The 15705-nt window shown below is 42.5% G+C and carries 19 protein-coding genes and 1 pseudogene; 16 read left to right on the forward strand and 4 right to left on the reverse strand.

Going from position 1 to position 15705, the window contains the following annotated elements; translation table 11 throughout:
- Window positions 1-102 precede the first annotated feature (102 nt).
- The 9 genes from IGI77_RS02005 (at window position 103) to IGI77_RS02045 (ending at window position 7087) form a co-directional block, all read left to right on the forward strand.
- Window positions 103-1119 carry a serine hydrolase domain-containing protein gene (locus IGI77_RS02005; protein WP_438769307.1) on the forward strand — a complete coding sequence of 339 codons (1017 nt, stop codon included), beginning with the start codon at window positions 103-105 and terminating at the stop codon, window positions 1117-1119.
- 45 nt (window positions 1120-1164) lie between these two features.
- Window positions 1165-2118, forward strand: coding sequence for a mannose-6-phosphate isomerase, class I (gene manA / locus IGI77_RS02010; RefSeq protein ID WP_170920124.1), 954 nt, complete (start codon window positions 1165-1167; stop codon window positions 2116-2118).
- A gap of 199 nt (window positions 2119-2317) precedes the next feature.
- Window positions 2318-3457 carry a cysteine desulfurase family protein gene (locus tag IGI77_RS02015; protein ID WP_115231648.1) on the forward strand — a complete coding sequence of 380 codons (1140 nt, stop codon included), beginning with the start codon at window positions 2318-2320 and terminating at the stop codon, window positions 3455-3457.
- A 68-nt stretch (window positions 3458-3525) separates the two neighbouring features.
- The gene (locus IGI77_RS02020; protein WP_005232263.1) at window positions 3526-3867 is read left to right on the forward strand and encodes a DUF1831 domain-containing protein; all 342 of its coding nucleotides are present in this window, start codon (window positions 3526-3528) and stop codon (window positions 3865-3867) included.
- A gap of 177 nt (window positions 3868-4044) precedes the next feature.
- Window positions 4045-4890 (forward strand): aldo/keto reductase, encoded by an 846-nt coding sequence (locus IGI77_RS02025; RefSeq protein WP_074535344.1) that lies wholly within the window; start codon window positions 4045-4047, stop codon window positions 4888-4890.
- A gap of 41 nt (window positions 4891-4931) precedes the next feature.
- Window positions 4932-5537 carry a metallophosphoesterase gene (locus IGI77_RS02030; protein ID WP_118215016.1) on the forward strand — a complete coding sequence of 202 codons (606 nt, stop codon included), beginning with the start codon at window positions 4932-4934 and terminating at the stop codon, window positions 5535-5537.
- 205 nt (window positions 5538-5742) lie between these two features.
- Window positions 5743-6306: an alkaline shock response membrane anchor protein AmaP gene (amaP, locus tag IGI77_RS02035; protein WP_060792382.1), complete on the forward strand. Its 564-nt coding sequence runs from the start codon at window positions 5743-5745 to the stop codon at window positions 6304-6306.
- An 11-nt stretch (window positions 6307-6317) separates the two neighbouring features.
- Complete coding sequence (locus tag IGI77_RS02040; protein ID WP_005227236.1) at window positions 6318-6512, forward strand: DUF2273 domain-containing protein; 195 nt, start codon at window positions 6318-6320, stop codon at window positions 6510-6512.
- A gap of 56 nt (window positions 6513-6568) precedes the next feature.
- Window positions 6569-7087: an Asp23/Gls24 family envelope stress response protein gene (locus tag IGI77_RS02045; RefSeq protein WP_005227237.1), complete on the forward strand. Its 519-nt coding sequence runs from the start codon at window positions 6569-6571 to the stop codon at window positions 7085-7087.
- A gap of 86 nt (window positions 7088-7173) precedes the next feature.
- On the opposite strand, the pseudogene IGI77_RS02050 reads toward IGI77_RS02045, so the two are convergent.
- Window positions 7174-7596, reverse strand: a pseudogene (locus IGI77_RS02050) (C39 family peptidase); the annotation flags it as partial.
- Between the two features lie 213 nt (window positions 7597-7809).
- Here IGI77_RS02050 and mnmA point away from each other — a divergent pair.
- Window positions 7810-8928: a tRNA 2-thiouridine(34) synthase MnmA gene (mnmA, locus tag IGI77_RS02055; protein ID WP_026008140.1), complete on the forward strand. Its 1119-nt coding sequence runs from the start codon at window positions 7810-7812 to the stop codon at window positions 8926-8928.
- A gap of 122 nt (window positions 8929-9050) precedes the next feature.
- On the opposite strand, the gene IGI77_RS02060 is transcribed toward mnmA, so the two are convergent.
- Both IGI77_RS02060 and IGI77_RS02065 read right to left on the reverse strand, forming a co-directional pair.
- Window positions 9051-10007 carry a 1-phosphofructokinase family hexose kinase gene (locus IGI77_RS02060; RefSeq protein ID WP_123833757.1) on the reverse strand — a complete coding sequence of 319 codons (957 nt, stop codon included), beginning with the start codon at window positions 10005-10007 and terminating at the stop codon, window positions 9051-9053.
- Entirely contained in the window at window positions 10004-10765 is a 762-nt protein-coding gene (locus IGI77_RS02065; RefSeq protein WP_005227243.1) for a DeoR/GlpR family DNA-binding transcription regulator, read from the reverse strand. The genes IGI77_RS02060 and IGI77_RS02065 overlap by 4 nt, the downstream gene beginning before the upstream one ends.
- A 281-nt stretch (window positions 10766-11046) precedes the next feature.
- On the opposite strand from IGI77_RS02065, the gene IGI77_RS02070 reads away from it, so the two are divergent.
- The 6 genes from IGI77_RS02070 to IGI77_RS02095 all read left to right on the forward strand — a co-directional run bounded on the left by IGI77_RS02070 (window position 11047) and on the right by IGI77_RS02095 (window position 14751).
- On the forward strand, window positions 11047-11508 hold the full coding sequence (locus tag IGI77_RS02070) for a PTS sugar transporter subunit IIA (RefSeq protein WP_060792379.1): 462 nt from the start codon (window positions 11047-11049) through the stop codon (window positions 11506-11508).
- Between the two features lie 20 nt (window positions 11509-11528).
- A complete protein-coding gene (locus tag IGI77_RS02075) occupies window positions 11529-11828 on the forward strand; it encodes a PTS sugar transporter subunit IIB (RefSeq protein WP_005227245.1) in 300 nt (99 codons plus the stop codon).
- Window positions 11829-11864: 36 nt separating this feature from the next.
- Entirely contained in the window at window positions 11865-13256 is a 1392-nt protein-coding gene (locus tag IGI77_RS02080; RefSeq protein ID WP_010748700.1) for a PTS galactitol transporter subunit IIC, read from the forward strand.
- 28 nt (window positions 13257-13284) lie between these two features.
- Window positions 13285-13536 carry a hypothetical protein gene (locus IGI77_RS02085; RefSeq protein ID WP_438769308.1) on the forward strand — a complete coding sequence of 84 codons (252 nt, stop codon included), beginning with the start codon at window positions 13285-13287 and terminating at the stop codon, window positions 13534-13536.
- 17 nt (window positions 13537-13553) lie between these two features.
- On the forward strand, window positions 13554-14306 hold the full coding sequence (locus tag IGI77_RS02090; protein WP_010748701.1) for a class II aldolase/adducin family protein: 753 nt from the start codon (window positions 13554-13556) through the stop codon (window positions 14304-14306).
- A 154-nt stretch (window positions 14307-14460) separates the two neighbouring features.
- A complete protein-coding gene (locus tag IGI77_RS02095; protein ID WP_225582108.1) occupies window positions 14461-14751 on the forward strand; it encodes a hypothetical protein in 291 nt (96 codons plus the stop codon).
- Window positions 14752-14808: 57 nt separating this feature from the next.
- On the opposite strand, the gene IGI77_RS02100 is transcribed toward IGI77_RS02095, so the two are convergent.
- Complete coding sequence (locus IGI77_RS02100; protein ID WP_118215020.1) at window positions 14809-15669, reverse strand: AAA family ATPase; 861 nt, start codon at window positions 15667-15669, stop codon at window positions 14809-14811.
- Window positions 15670-15705: the final 36 nt, after the last annotated feature.

Consider the following 15705-nt stretch of genomic DNA (forward strand, 5'->3'; position numbering starts at 1 on the left):
AGAAAAAAATCTGAAAACTATCCTTAATGGGTAGTTTTTTTCATTGGCGAAAAGTGCTAAAGTTAGAAGCAAGACAAGCCTGAAAGGAGCGAGTATGGAACGATGACAATGTACCCAAAAACAGTACAGCTCATTCAAGAAAAAATGCCGACCGTTTTCCCAGGAGCGGTGCTGCGTTTTATCGCTGGTGAAACCCAAGAGACCCATGTATTCGGACAGGCAGCGCTTCTTCCGAAAACCGAACCTATGACGAAAGATCATTTGTTTGATTTAGCCTCATTGACGAAAGTCGTTTGTACAACGAGTGTTCTGTTAAAATTGTGGGATCAAGGAAAAATCGAGATGGAGGCGCCGCTTACTCGTTGGCTGCCAGCGTTTAAAGACGATCGGGTAACGATCAAGCACTTGCTGACGCATACGGCAGCCATCAACACGTGGATTCCTCATCGAGACCAGTTGGATGCTGCTGCCTTGCGCAAGGCGTATTTGCAGCTTGAAAGCAGTGATACGATCGGTCAAACGGTCAGCTATACGGATACTGGGACGATTTTGCTGGGCTTTTTATTGGAGGAGCTGTATCAAAAACCAGTGACCGAGATTTTTCAAGAAGAAGTCTTGACGCCTTTAGGCATGAATAACAGCGGCTTTCCGCCTTTTCCTCCCTCACAGCTGCCAATGATCGTTCCTACCCAGCAGCAGCCAGACGGCAGCATCCTTAGAGGAATCACCCACGATCCTAAGGCACGGGTGTTGGGAAACCATGCCGGCAACGCAGGGTTGTTTTCTACCGTGGATGACTTGACGCTTTTCGTTCAACTGTTACTGGCAAATGGTCAGCAGCAAGGAGCGCCGTTTTTCTCAGAAAAAGTCATGCAGGCGCTAGCTCACAGGCAGACGCCTGAAAGCACAAAGCCTCGCACCTATGGTTGGGACTTATTAGGTGCACCGTATCAATTATTTCATACAGGCTATACAGGCACGTTTCTCGCAGTAGATATCCCTAACAAAAAAGCGTTTATTTTCTTATCGAATCGGGTCCATCCAGTGGATCATCGAGAAAGCTATTTGGGTCATCGTGACGAAATCCTGCAATGTTACTTAAAAGAAACTGCCGAATAAGCGGATTCATGCTATAATATGCACGAACAACTAGAGAGGGGAACAATTATGGAACCATTGTTTATGAAACCTGTTTTTCAAGAAAAAATTTGGGGCGGCAGTCGCCTGCATTCTGTTTTTGGTTTTGATTTACCGAGCGACAAGATCGGTGAAGATTGGGCGATCAGTGCGCATCCTCATGGGGTGAGCGTCATTGAAAATGGGCCGTTTAAAGGCAAAACATTGGCGGATCTTTGGCAAGACCATCAAGAACTATTTGGTCATTCAGACGAACCAGTCTTTCCATTATTAATTAAAATTTTAGACGCAGAAGATGATCTATCCGTTCAAGTCCATCCTGATGACACGTATGGGTTAGCCCATGAAGGGGAATTAGGGAAAACGGAATGCTGGTACATCATTGATGCCGAACCAGGTGCGGAAATCATTTATGGCCACCATGCACAAACCAAAGAAGAACTTGCGGAAATGATCGAAGCGGGTCGTTGGGATGATTTGTTAACAAAAGTCCCTGTGAAAAAAGGCGATTTCTTCTATGTGCCAAGTGGAACGATCCATGCCATTGGAAAAGGGATCATGATCTTGGAAACCCAGCAGAGTTCGGATACGACTTATCGGGTGTACGACTATGATCGTACCGATGATCAAGGACAAACTCGGGAGCTGCATATCCAACAATCGATCGATGTGACGACGATTCCTGCACGGACGCCAGAATTATCGATCCGTGAGGTCAAACAAGGACAATCAGCAGTCGTTACCTATCTTGAAACGCCATTTTTCAATGTGTATGAGTGGGAAGTACGTGGAAAATTATCGTTGGCACAAAAGGCCGATTATACCTTGATGACCGTGATCGATGGGTATGGGCATTTGATGATCGACGGTCATTCCTATGAACTAAAAATGGGCACGAGCTGCATTTTGCCAAACCCGATCAAGAAATGGGAATTGGTTGGTGAATTGACTGTCATTGCCTCTGAACCTGGAAAAAAATAAAACGATCAGTAAGTGACGTGAGCCGCACGAGCAAAACAGCACACGTTCCTGATTTTTCGTAAGGCTGAACTCGTTCAGCTGCCTGTCATCATTGGCGATTTTTCCGCTTTTGACTGACAGGTTTTTTCGTATGGACACTCACGATAGACGTCTGAGGAAGATTTGTTATAATGGCAGTAATGAAGGATAGGTGAAAAGAATGGTTTACTTAGATCATGCAGCAACGACACCGCTGCATCCAGAAGTGATCAAAGTGATGAGTGAAACGATGCAGACATTTTTTGGCAATCCATCAAGCATTCATCATTATGGTCGAGACGCCCACACCCAATTAGAATTGGCTCGTCAAGCGATCGCTCAGCAGCTAGGAGTCAAAGAACATGAGATCATTTTTAATAGTGGTGGTACCGAAAGTGATAATACAGCAATCATCGGTACAGCCCTTAGCAAACAAGCACAAGGCAAACATATCATTACGACCCAGATCGAACATCCGGCGGTCATTGAGAGTATGCGCTATTTAGAAGGCTTAGGCTTTGAGGTGACCTATTTGCCCGTAGATCAAAAGGGGCAATTGGCCGTCAGTGAAGTTGAGGCTGCCTTACGTCCCGATACGATTTTAGTATCCATAATGACGGCAAACAATGAAACGGGCAATTTGCTGCCGATTGCAGAAATTGGGGCCCTTTTACGGGAGCATCCCGCCGTGTTTCATACCGATGCCGTGCAAGCTTATGGCAAGATCCCGCTTGAAATCAATGAAAACAGTATTGATCTTCTAAGCATTTCTGCTCACAAAATCAACGGACCAAAAGGGATCGGCTTTTTGTATAAACGAGATGGCTTGTCGCTGCCTGCGCTACTCCATGGCGGCGAGCAAGAAGAAAAACGGCGAGCAGGGACGGAAAACTTAGCAGCCATCATGGGAATGGCCAAAGCAGCTTCTTTGCATACCCCCGAAGCGCAGCAAGCAGCGGCGGAACAATATCAAACGTTTGCCGATGTACTGATGGAGACCTTAGCAGCACAAGGCGTCGATGTTCAGTTGAATGGTGATCCAGCACACAAATTGCCGCATATTTTGAATCTGCGTTTCCCAGGTGTCAGCAGTGACTTGCTGCTGATGAAATTGGACTTAAAAGGGGCTGCGATCTCGACAGGCAGCGCTTGTACGGCGGGCAATGTGGAGCCCTCCCATGTGCTCGAAGCGATGGTGGGCAAAGAGCATCCAGCTATTCGGGAATCGGTCAGAGTCAGCTTTGGCTATGGCAACACATTGGCGGAAATCGAAGCATTTGCTCTGCTATTAGCAGAAACTGTCTTAGCAACGAAAAAGTAGGAGAACAGCTAGCAATCTCGCTGAAAACTATTTATAATGAAAGAAATGATGTTAAAGAGGTGAAGAACATGGCATTTGAAACAACAGCAACCGTTTTAGGCGCAGCAACCCAATACCGCATTGCTCCTGAAGCAAAAAAATATACGTTGCGGGACAATGGCTTTACAGAAACGAACGGCGGCAACTTCCAATTGATTCGCGGCCTTGAAGCAACACCCCAAAGCAAAGAAGGCTTTAAATTAAAAATCACTGTTGCAAAAGATCTGCAAACCTTCAAGATGTCCATCACGACAGCCAATGGGTTAAAAGCAGTCAACATTTTCAAAGATGAACAGCACAAAATGCTGCAAGAAAAATTCTACTTTTTAATGGATGGTTTTATCAGCCGCGGGTTGTTTGTCAAAGCGTAAGCTTTTGCCAAAAGCAGCTATATCATTCAAAGGGCAAGAAGTGTGTCACTCCGCCAAGCAGGCATGGGATTGATACACTTCTTTTGTATCTTTGGCGGTTTCTTTTTATACTATAGAAAACAAACCCTAGGTGTTCGCAGGAACAGGATGAGTTAAGACGAGAAAGAGGGAATCAAGATGAAACGAACCTTAAACAAGCAATCAGTGCTAGCCGTCGGCATGGGTACTTGGCATATGGGGGATGACCCAGCCAAGGAAAAAGCCGAGATCGATGCGTTGCAAGCGGGCATCAAAGCTGGAGCGGCTGTCATCGATACCGCAGAAATGTACGGCGAGGGAAACGCAGAAACGCTAGTTGGCAAGGCGATCCAGCCCTTTACACGAGGGGATCTTTATTTGATTTCAAAAGTCTATCCCTGGAATGCCTCCGCAGATGAATTGCCGAAAGCTTTAGACCGTAGCTTAGCGCGTTTAGGCACCGACTATCTTGATCTGTATCTGCTCCACTGGCGAGGAGATGTGCCGTTAGCAGAAACAGTTGACGCACTAGAAGCTGCCAAAGCCTCTGGAAAAATTCGCGCATGGGGCGTCTCTAATTTTGACGTGGCAGATATGGAGGAGCTGTTGCGGTTAGAAAACGGCGATCAATGTGCCGCCAACCAAGTACTCTATAATTTAGGTGCCCGGGGGATCGAATACGATCTTTTGCCTTGGCAGGCAGAGGCTGAGATTCCTGTGATTGCCTACTCACCCATTGCTCAAGGCGATCGGCTAGGACACCACTTCAAAAATGATGAAGTGTTGAAAGAGCTGGCAGAAGCCAAAGGCTGCACGATCTTTCAGCTGCTTTTGGCATGGACCCTTCGACAACCCCACGTCTTAGCGATCCCCCAAACCAGTGACTCGCTGCATATGCTGCAGAACATTGAAGCTTGCAAAATCGTTTTTTCCCAAAGCGAATTGGCAGCAATCGATGCGCGGTTTCCTGCACCGACGAAAAAGCAGCCGTTAGCGATGATTTGAAGACGCTGATCACAGAAAAAGCACCAAGGTAAGGAGCGACTATGAAATTTTTTACGTCTGATACCCACTATTTTCATGCAGCCTTGCTCGGGGACAATGACTTTGCCCCACGCCCCTTTGAGACAGTGACGCAAATGCATGAAACGATGATCGCCAGCTGGAATGAGGTCGTTGCGGATAAAGATGTCGTCTATCATTTAGGGGATGTCGCGATGCACCCTGATTACGAAGCGGGCTTTCCAGAAATTGCTGCGCTGTTAGCACAGCTGCAGGGCAAAATCGTTTTTATCAAAGGCAATCATGATACCAGAGCTTTCTTTGCGTACTTGCACAAGCATGATCCTGGTTGTTTGGGAGCCGAAAAGTATGCGTTTGAAGATGTCGGTGTCTTGCTGAAGTTTGCTCATCAGCAATTTATACTGACCCATTATCCTATGCTGCTGGGAATAACCAAAAACAGCCGCAATCTGCATGGGCACATTCATCATCACAGTGTACCGATCGCTGAGAATCTCAACGTAGGAGTCGATGCACCAGAATTGGCGTTTCTGCCACAGCCGCGTCCTTTTGGTCGGCCAGTTTCCGAAAATGAACTGGCGGTGTTGTATCATGCAAAACAACAAGAACTTACTAAGCTGGCTCGTTAACAGATAACAAAAAAAGCAAGCGTCCAAACAGATTTGGGCGGCTTGCTTTTTTTGTGATGACTTTGACAGCAAGCTTTGATTAAGGAAATTTTTTTGATAAAAATAAACTTTATATGTAAAAAATAATCGATTCCAAGAGTTATTATTTGATGGATATTTAAGAAATGTGTATGCTTTAAGTAGAAAGCAGTAAAGGAGGTTGCCAATGCGTAAGATTTCTAAAGTGATTTTTATCATCGGATTGCTTTTACTCTTACTTGTCTTTTATTTTGGGATCATCGCCAATCAGCAAGCGGCTTCATTGCCTGTTTACTTGATTCCTTTGGATGAATATCCTTGGGTCGGATCTTCCATGAGTATGCTGCTCTTTTGGTTATCTGTTGGCTTCGCCATTTTTACCGTGATCGCGCTCTTTGTCGTTTTGTTTTATCCAAAACGTTCGGACCGCTTGATCATTTCCCATAAGACAGGCGATTTAGTGATTCAGAAGAAGGCGTTAGAGCATTTTGTGCTTGAACGGGTGAAACAAGCAGATTTCATCCATCAGCCATCCGTAAAAATCAAAATCGTCAAGAATAAAGTATCCGTAAAAATCGATGGAGAAATGAAACAAACAGCAGCCATCCCGCAAAAACAAGAAGCATTGGTTGGTGAGATCAGCAGCAGTCTGCAGCAGCTTTTCGGTATCGAAAGCAATATCCAAACGGAAGTTGTCTTAAAAGATACGCAAGAAACGCCAGCAGCCCATGACCAGCCGCGTGTAGTTTAGGAGGAACAGGTATGAGTGAATGGTTCTACCACTATAAGATCCCGCTTATCTTTGCAGGTTTCGGTTTGATCCTAGCGATCCTGTTTCTAACGATCGGCTTTTTGAAAACCATACTGCTGGTGCTGTTTACGGCACTAGGTATGTATCTGGGATTTTATCTCAAAGAAGTCGGATTCTTTGAACAATTTCAAAGACCGCGCCGTTAACTTTGGTAACATTATTAGTTTAATTTATATCAAGATTATAGTAGGAGGAATGTACGATGGAAAACCAAACAAAACCAACAACAGGTGTTAAAGGAGAATTAACTTACGAAGATAAAGTGATTCAAAAAATCGTAGGCATTGCATTAGAATCTGTAGACGGACTCTTAACAGTCGATGGCGGTTTCTTCTCAAATATTGCAGGTAAATTAGTCAACACCGATGATGTGACTTCAGGGATCAACGTTGAAGTTGGGAAAAAACAAGTGGCAGTCGATCTTGATATCGTTGCAGAATACGGCAGCGACATGACCACGATCTACGACCAAATCAAAGAGGTTGTTTCAACACAAGTCAACAAAATGACGAATTTAGACGTCATCGAAGTAAACGTGAACGTAGCAGATGTCAAAACACGTGAACAATTCGAAAAAGACTCTGAAACAGTTCAAGACAAAGTAAGCAGTGCGGCAGAAACAACTGGCGACTTTGCGTCAAAACAAACACGTAAAGCCAAAGGTGCCTTCAACCGAACAACGACGCGTATTCAAGAAAACAACGAACCACGCGTTCAATAATAGTAAGATAAGCAAAAGACTAGCTTCGGCTAGTCTTTTTTTGTCCCACAAAAGGCGTATTTTTGCAGCTTCAGCCGATCAGAACGTCAAAGCCAAAAGCTCCAATAATGGATTCCTTCTGCTTGAAAGACATCGTTAGGATAGCTTTTCTCATAATGGGCTTTTTCGGGGGAATCATTAGGATCGAATACTTGAATCGCTCCTTCTTTGTTCAAAGCCAATACCATGATATGTCCTGAGGTCGTAAAGGTTCCTGCTTGAACCGAGACCACAACGGGGATGCCTTGTGTCATTTTCTCATAGGCAGCCGCAAAGGAACTTCCTAAATCGGCGAATTGGTAACCAAAAGCTTCGGCAAACTGAGGAAAGATTTGCCAACTCGTTCCTTGTTTGGGAAGATAAAATTGATCGTCAGCCCACTTTAATAGTTTGTCAGGATTCGACGGATGATCCGTCCAAAAAGAATCGATCATCGCTAAAGAAGCAATAGCGCACCCGTTTGCTGCAAACGTATTTTGCGTTTCTCCATATCCATATGTGTCATTGCCCCAGCGTTGATCGGATGAAAGAAGAACTTATCTAGTAACAAGGAATTTATAAGAAAAGACAGCAAACAGTGAACTTTTTTGTGTTTTGTTGTATAATGCAAATTACTGAAAAGTTGCGACCTTCAAATCGTAGATGATTTCAGAATCTATAATTGAAATGATGGTGAAACGATCATGTCTAACGAAAACACCCGTGTGGTGGTTGGAATGAGTGGCGGGGTAGACTCGTCAGTAACAGCACTTTTGCTGAAAGAACAAGGGTATGATGTTGTCGGGATCTTTATGAAAAATTGGGATGATACCGATGAAAACGGTGTTTGTACCGCAACAGAAGACTACAAAGACGTAGCCAAAGTGGCTGCGCAAATCGGGATTCCTTATTATTCAGTGAATTTCGAAAAAGAATATTGGGACCGTGTATTTGAATATTTCCTTGCAGAATACCGTGCCGGACGGACACCTAATCCAGATGTCATGTGTAACAAGGAAATCAAGTTCAAAGCCTTTTTGGATTATGCGATGGATCTTGGTGCCGATTATGTAGCAACTGGCCATTATGCACAAGTGACCGTTGATGAAAACGGCGTAACTCATATGTTGCGAGGCGTGGATAACAACAAAGATCAAACGTATTTCTTAAGCCAATTGTCACAAGAACAATTGAGCAAAACCATGTTTCCACTAGGCGGCATGGAAAAATCAGAAGTACGAGCGATCGCTGAACGGGCAGGTCTAGCAACAGCCAAGAAAAAAGATTCCACGGGTGTCTGCTTTATCGGAGAAAAGAATTTCAAACAATTTTTGAGTAATTACTTGCCAGCGAAAAAAGGCAATATGGTTACATTAGATGGCGAAGTCAAAGGACAACACGATGGCTTGATGTACTACACCATCGGACAACGTCAAGGCTTAGGCATTGGCGGCGGCGGTGCCACTCAAGAACCATGGTTTGTCGTAGGAAAAGACTTGGCGACCAACACTTTGTATGTGGGGCAAGGATTCCATCACCCCGCATTGTATGCAGATCGCTTGGAAGCAAGCCAAATCCACTTTACTACAGAACAAGACCGCGGCACGGAATTTTCATGCACAGCAAAATTCCGCTACCGTCAACAAGATGTACCGGTAACGGTGCGTCTATTAGATGGAGATCGAGCAGAAGTGATTTTTGACGAACCAGTACGCGCCATCACTCCTGGACAAGCAGTCGTTTTTTATGACGGGATGGAATGCTTGGGCGGCGGTTTGATCGATGCAGCCTACAAAGAAGCCAAAGAATTACAATATGTTTAACCACTAACACAATCTGCCCTAGCTAAGAACACTGAACCAATCAGTTGCACTTAGCTAGGGCTTTTTTATTTGTACCAACGAATGTTTTGCGTAATCAAGAGAACCAAAAAATAGGTAGCCGATTATTCTTTGATCTTGAAAAGGTGGATCTGTTCGCTAAATGTAGCGACTTGTGCAGGATCGATCGTACCGTTTGTTTTCGAAAGCGCATTAGACATGCCACAAGCCATAGAATAGGTCAATGCTTGTTCCATTGGATATTGTTTATTCAATGCAACAGCCATGCCACCAACAGTTGAATCGCCACAGCCAGTCGTATTAACGATGGCGATTTTAGGAATCTCAATCTTATAAAAAGTCGACTGATGTTTAACGATTGCCCCATCGCCGCCTTGAGATACCATGACAGTGTCGATTCCTTCGAAAAGAGTGCTCTCTAAGACCGAGAAAATGTCTTGAGATGAATACAATTTTTGACCTATTAGTTCTTCTAATTCCTGTTGATTCGGTTTAATAAAATTTGGACGAGCATTCGTTTGAGTCAAACAATTTTTTAGTTGTTCACCAGCTATATCCATGAGGATTGGTACCTGCTCACCTAATGTCTTACGGATGAATTGAAGCAATTGATCGTGAAAATGCCCATTATCAGAATTTACTGATCCAGAAATACAGACGACCGTGATGGGATGTTGTTCAATTAATGCTGCAAGGTGTTGGTAAAAAAGTTGTTCGTTTTTCTCCGATAGATAAAGTCCTTTTTCTACTAGCTCTGTATGGGTGTTACCGTCATGCATGATCGTGATCGCATTGCGAGAATTACCATCGATGGTTAGGAAATCCAATACATAACGTTCTTCGGCTAGTAAAGAATCAAGGATCGTTTTGCCTACAGGTCCACCTAAAATACCTGTCAATAAAACGTCTTCCCCAGATTGTGCGATGACTCTGCCAGCATTGATACCTTTTCCCCCAATTGATGTATGTGGGTTATCTACCCGATTTACTTGATCCAATTTCAACGAAGGAACCAAATAGTTGTAGTCCATGGAAGGGTTCATTGTGATGGTTAAAATCATTTTTGTTCCTCCTTGAGGATCTCTGTAAAGGAGCGATAATACTCAAAAGTAGTCTCAGAAAGTTTATCATCAGTGATCAAATAGTCGATATCTGAAAGTGAGTAAAAGGTGTAAACGTCGGAGCGATTAAACTTGGAACTATCCGCAACGATGCATTTTTTGCGGGAATGCTTGAAAGCGACTCGTTGAATCGAACCTTCAACAAGATTCGCAGTGGTGATATTATTTTCAAAGATCCCATTTGTAGCAGCAAAAGCGATATCGATATTTAAATTTTCAAAACTCTTCTCTGCCGTTTCCCCATAAAATTCTTCCGTCGTGCGGGAAAATTCTCCGCCTGTCAATAAGACACGATAGTCTGTGTTGTAAATCAAATAATTAAAAGCAAGCAAACTATTTGTGATCACGAATAAGTTTGCTTTTTTTAGTTCAGGTAAAGCGTGAAGCATCGTAGTTCCAGCACCGATATAGATAGTATCGTTGTCTGAAATGATACTGTTCATCACTTTTCCGATGAATTTTTTTTCAGCAACATTCGTATCGATTTTTTCTTGAGTAGAAAGCTCGTGTTCGATTTTTTCGAGTTTTTGGGCGCCACCATAGATTTTTACCAATAAAGATTGATTCGCTAACTCTGTAATATCTCTACGAATGGTCATATCGGAAACGTCTAATGTTTTGGCTATTTCTGCAATGGATAAGTAATCGTGCTGATTCACTAGCGCTAGAATTTTTTCTTGCCGTTCTTTCTTTAACATAGTTTCACCTCTGGTTGATTAACGATTTTTTTAAGTTTCTTTTTCAACTGTCTTCTTTATACATTAATTAATAGCATTTACTTTTGGAAAAAGCAAGGATAAATGTTCATCTTTGTTAAAGTTTGATAATTTTATGTATCGACAAAAGTAACCAATTTGGAAAAAATACGAAAAGAAAGCGTTGACAAGAAAAATCAACTATTGTATATTTACATTGTAAAACACATTGTAACAAAGTTTAACAATGTTTATCATTAAAGTTGAACAAGGAGGAAGAATAGGTGGGCTATACGAGCATGTTTGATGAAAGGCTGATTTTTCTCGACGTGGAAGGAGAGGAGTTGAAAGAACTATTTGAAGAGATAGCCAAACGATTACAGGAACAAGGTTTTGTGAATGAACAGTATGTAGAAGGATTACTAGCAAGAGAACAAGCCTTTCCAACTGGGCTGATTACACAGTATTTGAATATTGGCTTGCCTCATTCAGAACCAGCGTATGTCGAAAAGCCTTTTATAGCGATCGTGCGTCTGAAAAACGAGGTGAAGATGAAGCAAATGGGTGACAGTCAAGAAATGCAGGTCAAGAATCTCTTTTTTCTAGGGATCAAAGAACCAAAAGAGCAAGTCGGCTTACTGCAATCGTTAATGGCATTATTTATGGATGAAGGATTTGTAAAGGCATTCATTGGAACACAAGAAGTACAGGCAATTTATCAATTAGTTACACAGTATACAAAATAAAATTTTTGGAGGGATTCAAGATGAAAAGAAGATTGATCGTAGCATGTGGAAGTGGCGTTGCAACAAGTCAAACGATCGCAAGTAAAATTGCTGGGATGCTTGAAGATGACGGGATCGATTTCCCCGTTGAAGCAGTTGATTACAAGTCGATCCAAAATGAATTGCCGTCGACAGGAATTTATGTGTATGTTGCACAGCCAGATGATGAAGTATTGGAAAAAGCGGCTGAGCTAGGTGTACACGTTTTTGCTGGAATTCCGTTTCTTACAGGTATGGGTATGGATACGATTTATGAAGAAATCAAAGAATTGATTGGCTAGCACAAAACATCCTATCAAAAGAAAGAAGTGAAAAAAATGCAAGTATTTCAAGACATTATCAATTATATTTTAGGTTTAGGTTCCGCTATTTTTGTGCCGCTAATCATTTTAATCCTAGGCTTGGTTGCAGGGATGAAATTCAAAAAAGCCTTTATGTCTGCGATCACGTTAGGTATTGCTTTTACTGGGATGTCGATGGTCATCGGCTTTATGTCAAATGCAGTTAGTCCAGCTTCCGAAGCATTGGCGAAAAATACTGGCTTGAACTTGCCTGCGCTAGATTTAGGTTGGACAGGAGCAGCAAGTATCACCTGGTCATGGTCTTATGCATTTGTTTTCTTTGCCGTCGTTCTTGGTGTGAATTTTGTCATGTTGATTTTGAACTGGACCAAGACGTTGAATGTCGATATGTGGAATGTATGGGGCAAAGCGCTGACTGCCTATCTAGTCTACTTTATCAGTGGGAGTTTACTTGCTGGGTTTATCACCGCCGTCGTACAGGTTATCTTGGAACTTAAGATGGGGGATATGTTCCAACGCCACATTGAGGACTTGACTGGTATTCCTTTAGTAACAGTGACCCACTTGATGAATATTTCAGCAGTACTTTTATTACCGATCAATGTGATTATGGATAAAATTCCTTTCTTTAATCGACGTGCCGATACCAAAGCCTTAAAAAAGAAAATCGGCATCTTCTCTGAAAATTCGGTGATGGGCTTTCTCATCGGCTTAGGCTTGGGGTTAGCCGCAGCCTATGGCGTGTCAGGTTCATTGAATTTAGCTATTCAAATCGCGACGGCAATGGCTTTGTTCCCAATGATCTCAAAAATGTTTATGCAGTCCCTTTCACCACTTGCTGATGCAATGTCGGAAATGATGAAAAAACGCTTTAAAGATCGGGAAGTTTACATTGGGTTAGATTGGCCTGTATTAGCTGGTCGCTCTGAGATTTGGGTCACTGCTATCTTGTTGGTACCTGTATTTATTGGCTATGCCATCATCTTGCCAGGAAATGCTGTGTTGCCTTTAGCAGGAATCATTAACTATTCGATCGCAGTAGGTGGATTATTGCTTACCGGCGGAAACTTGGTTCGTATGCTGATCATGGGGGTTATTTCGATGCCAATCTATCTATATGCAGCTACGTATTTGACACCGATCTTAACGGGCTTAGCAGATCGAACCGGCGCAGTAGAAGGAATACAAAAAGGGCAGCAAATCACTTGGTCTTCGATCGAAGGACCAGAATTTCGAATTTTATTTGCAGAAGCGTTTAAAGGAAATATCTTGGGTATCGTCGGTTCCGTTGTGTTTATCGCAATGTTTGTCTGGTTGTATAAATATATGAGTAAGGTAAAGGTACCAAGTCAAAGATATGAAGAACAAGGGACCCAATCGACGCAAGTGCGTGCGACGAATGGCTAATATTTTCAAAAAGGAAAGGGCGACAGGAATGGGAAAGAGCGAAAAAATAAAATGGCAATTGCTTCTTTTTCTAGCAATTGGCTGCTATCTCTTAGCTTTGGTGACACAACAGTACCTATTTAATGTCGTAGCGATTGGTCTAGCAGTCTGTGTGTATAAATATGGCAGTCCAGTACTTTTTAAAGATTATGATGAACGGAAAAAGAAAAAAGAGGAAGAAGCAGCAAAAGTAAGAGAAGCTGTTCAAACAATCTTACGCAACAAAACGTTTGAAAAATAAAAAAGGTGGTCTTGAATATGTCAGATGGACGGATGATTTTTGAAAGAGAACGGGAAGATTTAGCACGAATCGTAAAATTGATTTTTACCAGGAAGAATACAAATGTTGCAGGCGGTAATTTTTCTTTTAAAACAACCGATGAAACTGGAAAAGAATACATTATTATGACACCAACTATGATGTCAGAAGCCTATTTAGGAGAAGTCTCACCAGCCCAGATTTTAGTCGTTGAGCCTCATACGAGAAAGGTGATTGATGGGGTAGGTCAGCTGACACGAGAAATCAACTTACACGAAGCGGTTTATGATACGAATCCAGCGATAAAAGCAGTCTTACATGCCCATTCTCCTCACTCGATGTTTTGGGCAACCGCCGGATTGGATATGCCTAACTTAACGGAAGCGACCCAAAAAATTGGCTATATTCCTGTACTAGACTTTGAACCTAATTGCTCACCAGAATTAGCAGAATTAGTTTCTGATTATATGAAAAAAGAACAACTTGCCTTACCGAATATGTTGCTCCTCAACAGTCATGGGGTACTGATCAGTGCGCCAGGAGCATCTGGCATCGAAGCAATCCATAAAGCTTTGCAAATACTAGATACCACGGAATGGAATGCGGAAATTGCCTATAAGCAAACGATTTTTCAATCTTTAGGCTTGTTAGATGGTTTTTACTCCAAAGGGAGACAAGTAGGAACCCTTGAAGACTTGAAAAAACATACACCGATTTATAATAAAGAAGAAATTTTTGCTGGTGGTGATTAGCCAGCAAGTAATCATCTTTTTCGATTGATAAAAATCCAAGAACATTCGTTTACGAGTTCTTGGATTTTATTTTTTTAGTCAAATTATGCTATAATTTAGATAGAAAATGAATGTTTTTGATGCATTGGCATTTTTAAAAGAAAGGAGGAGGAGCATGAATCGTACAAAAGCCAATCTCATGAAATGGGGGTTTGTCGTTAGTGTCGTAGGGGTGGTGATGCTTCATCAGACTCAGGTCATTTCAAGCCAAATCAACCATCTTGCCTTAGCCGTACTATTGGGTTTAGCCGGGTATTTGCTTGTTTTTAAAAAGTTCTACTTTTTGTCCTCTCAGATTGCGGGGCATTCCGATCAGTATAATCAAGCAGAAGTCAAGTGGGGCAAAATTGCGGGAGTGGTCGCCTTCTGTATTGCGCTGATCAATTTGATTTTGGTCTTTGTGTGAGTGAGGCGGAAAAAAAGCCGCCAAAAGAAATCTTTGGCGGAAAATGGTTTACTTTGGTCATGATCGATCATCAAATTCGGCTTGGTGTGCTTGAAAAAAGCGGTAATACTGCTGGACACTAGCTAACTGGGTCCACTTCCGAACATCGACGGGCGTTTGATCCAAATCATAGATTTTGGCTTCCTTTAAAGACAAAACGAAAGGACTATGGGTAGCAATAATGAACTGACACTGTTCATAGCGAACAAAATCTTCCAGTAACTGCACCAGTTCCAGCTGACGCTCAGCAGAAAGAGAATTTTCTGGTTCATCTAATAAGTAAAGGCTGTTGGGACGAATCTTTTCTTGAAAGAAGCGAAAGGCACTTTCACCATTGGAATATTCTCGGACATTGTCGATCAAGTGCTTGCGGGTGAATTTGGACTGTGTGTTGGATCGTGCAAGATTGATTTTCTTCAATTCATGGTAATCGTCAAAACCCGTAAAACGAAAGTCTGCATACTTTGCTTGGTAGTATTCTTGGAATACTTCTTCTCGGCGATGATCGATCCCTTGATTCAAATTTCGAATAGCCAGCATGTAATCAAAGACATCATCGCTGGTCAAAAGTACTTTTTCTTGCGGTTCGTCGATGCTGCCAGTAGTACAGTAGGCTAAGTAGTCCTCGAAAAAATTCGAGCGATTATACGCAGCAAAGCGCTGCGCGTGGATCTTTTCGGCAATCACGTTCAATGCGGTGGTTTTGCCAGAACCATTGCCGCCATATAAGATCGTGACCGGTTCAAAATCGATCTGCTGAAAAAGGCGGGCACTGAGAATCTGAAAAGGGTAGTAAGAATCATAAACGGTTCGTTTGATGGAAAGGAAAAAATCAAACTCGGTCTCTTGATCGGGAAAAGTGATTTGTTCGAGATACATGGGGCACCTCCTGGCAATTTCGTGGTTGTCATTATT

Source organism: Enterococcus sp. DIV0213h (assembly GCF_051711285.1).
Taxonomy (GTDB): Bacteria; Bacillota; Bacilli; order Lactobacillales; family Enterococcaceae; genus Enterococcus_D; species Enterococcus_D casseliflavus.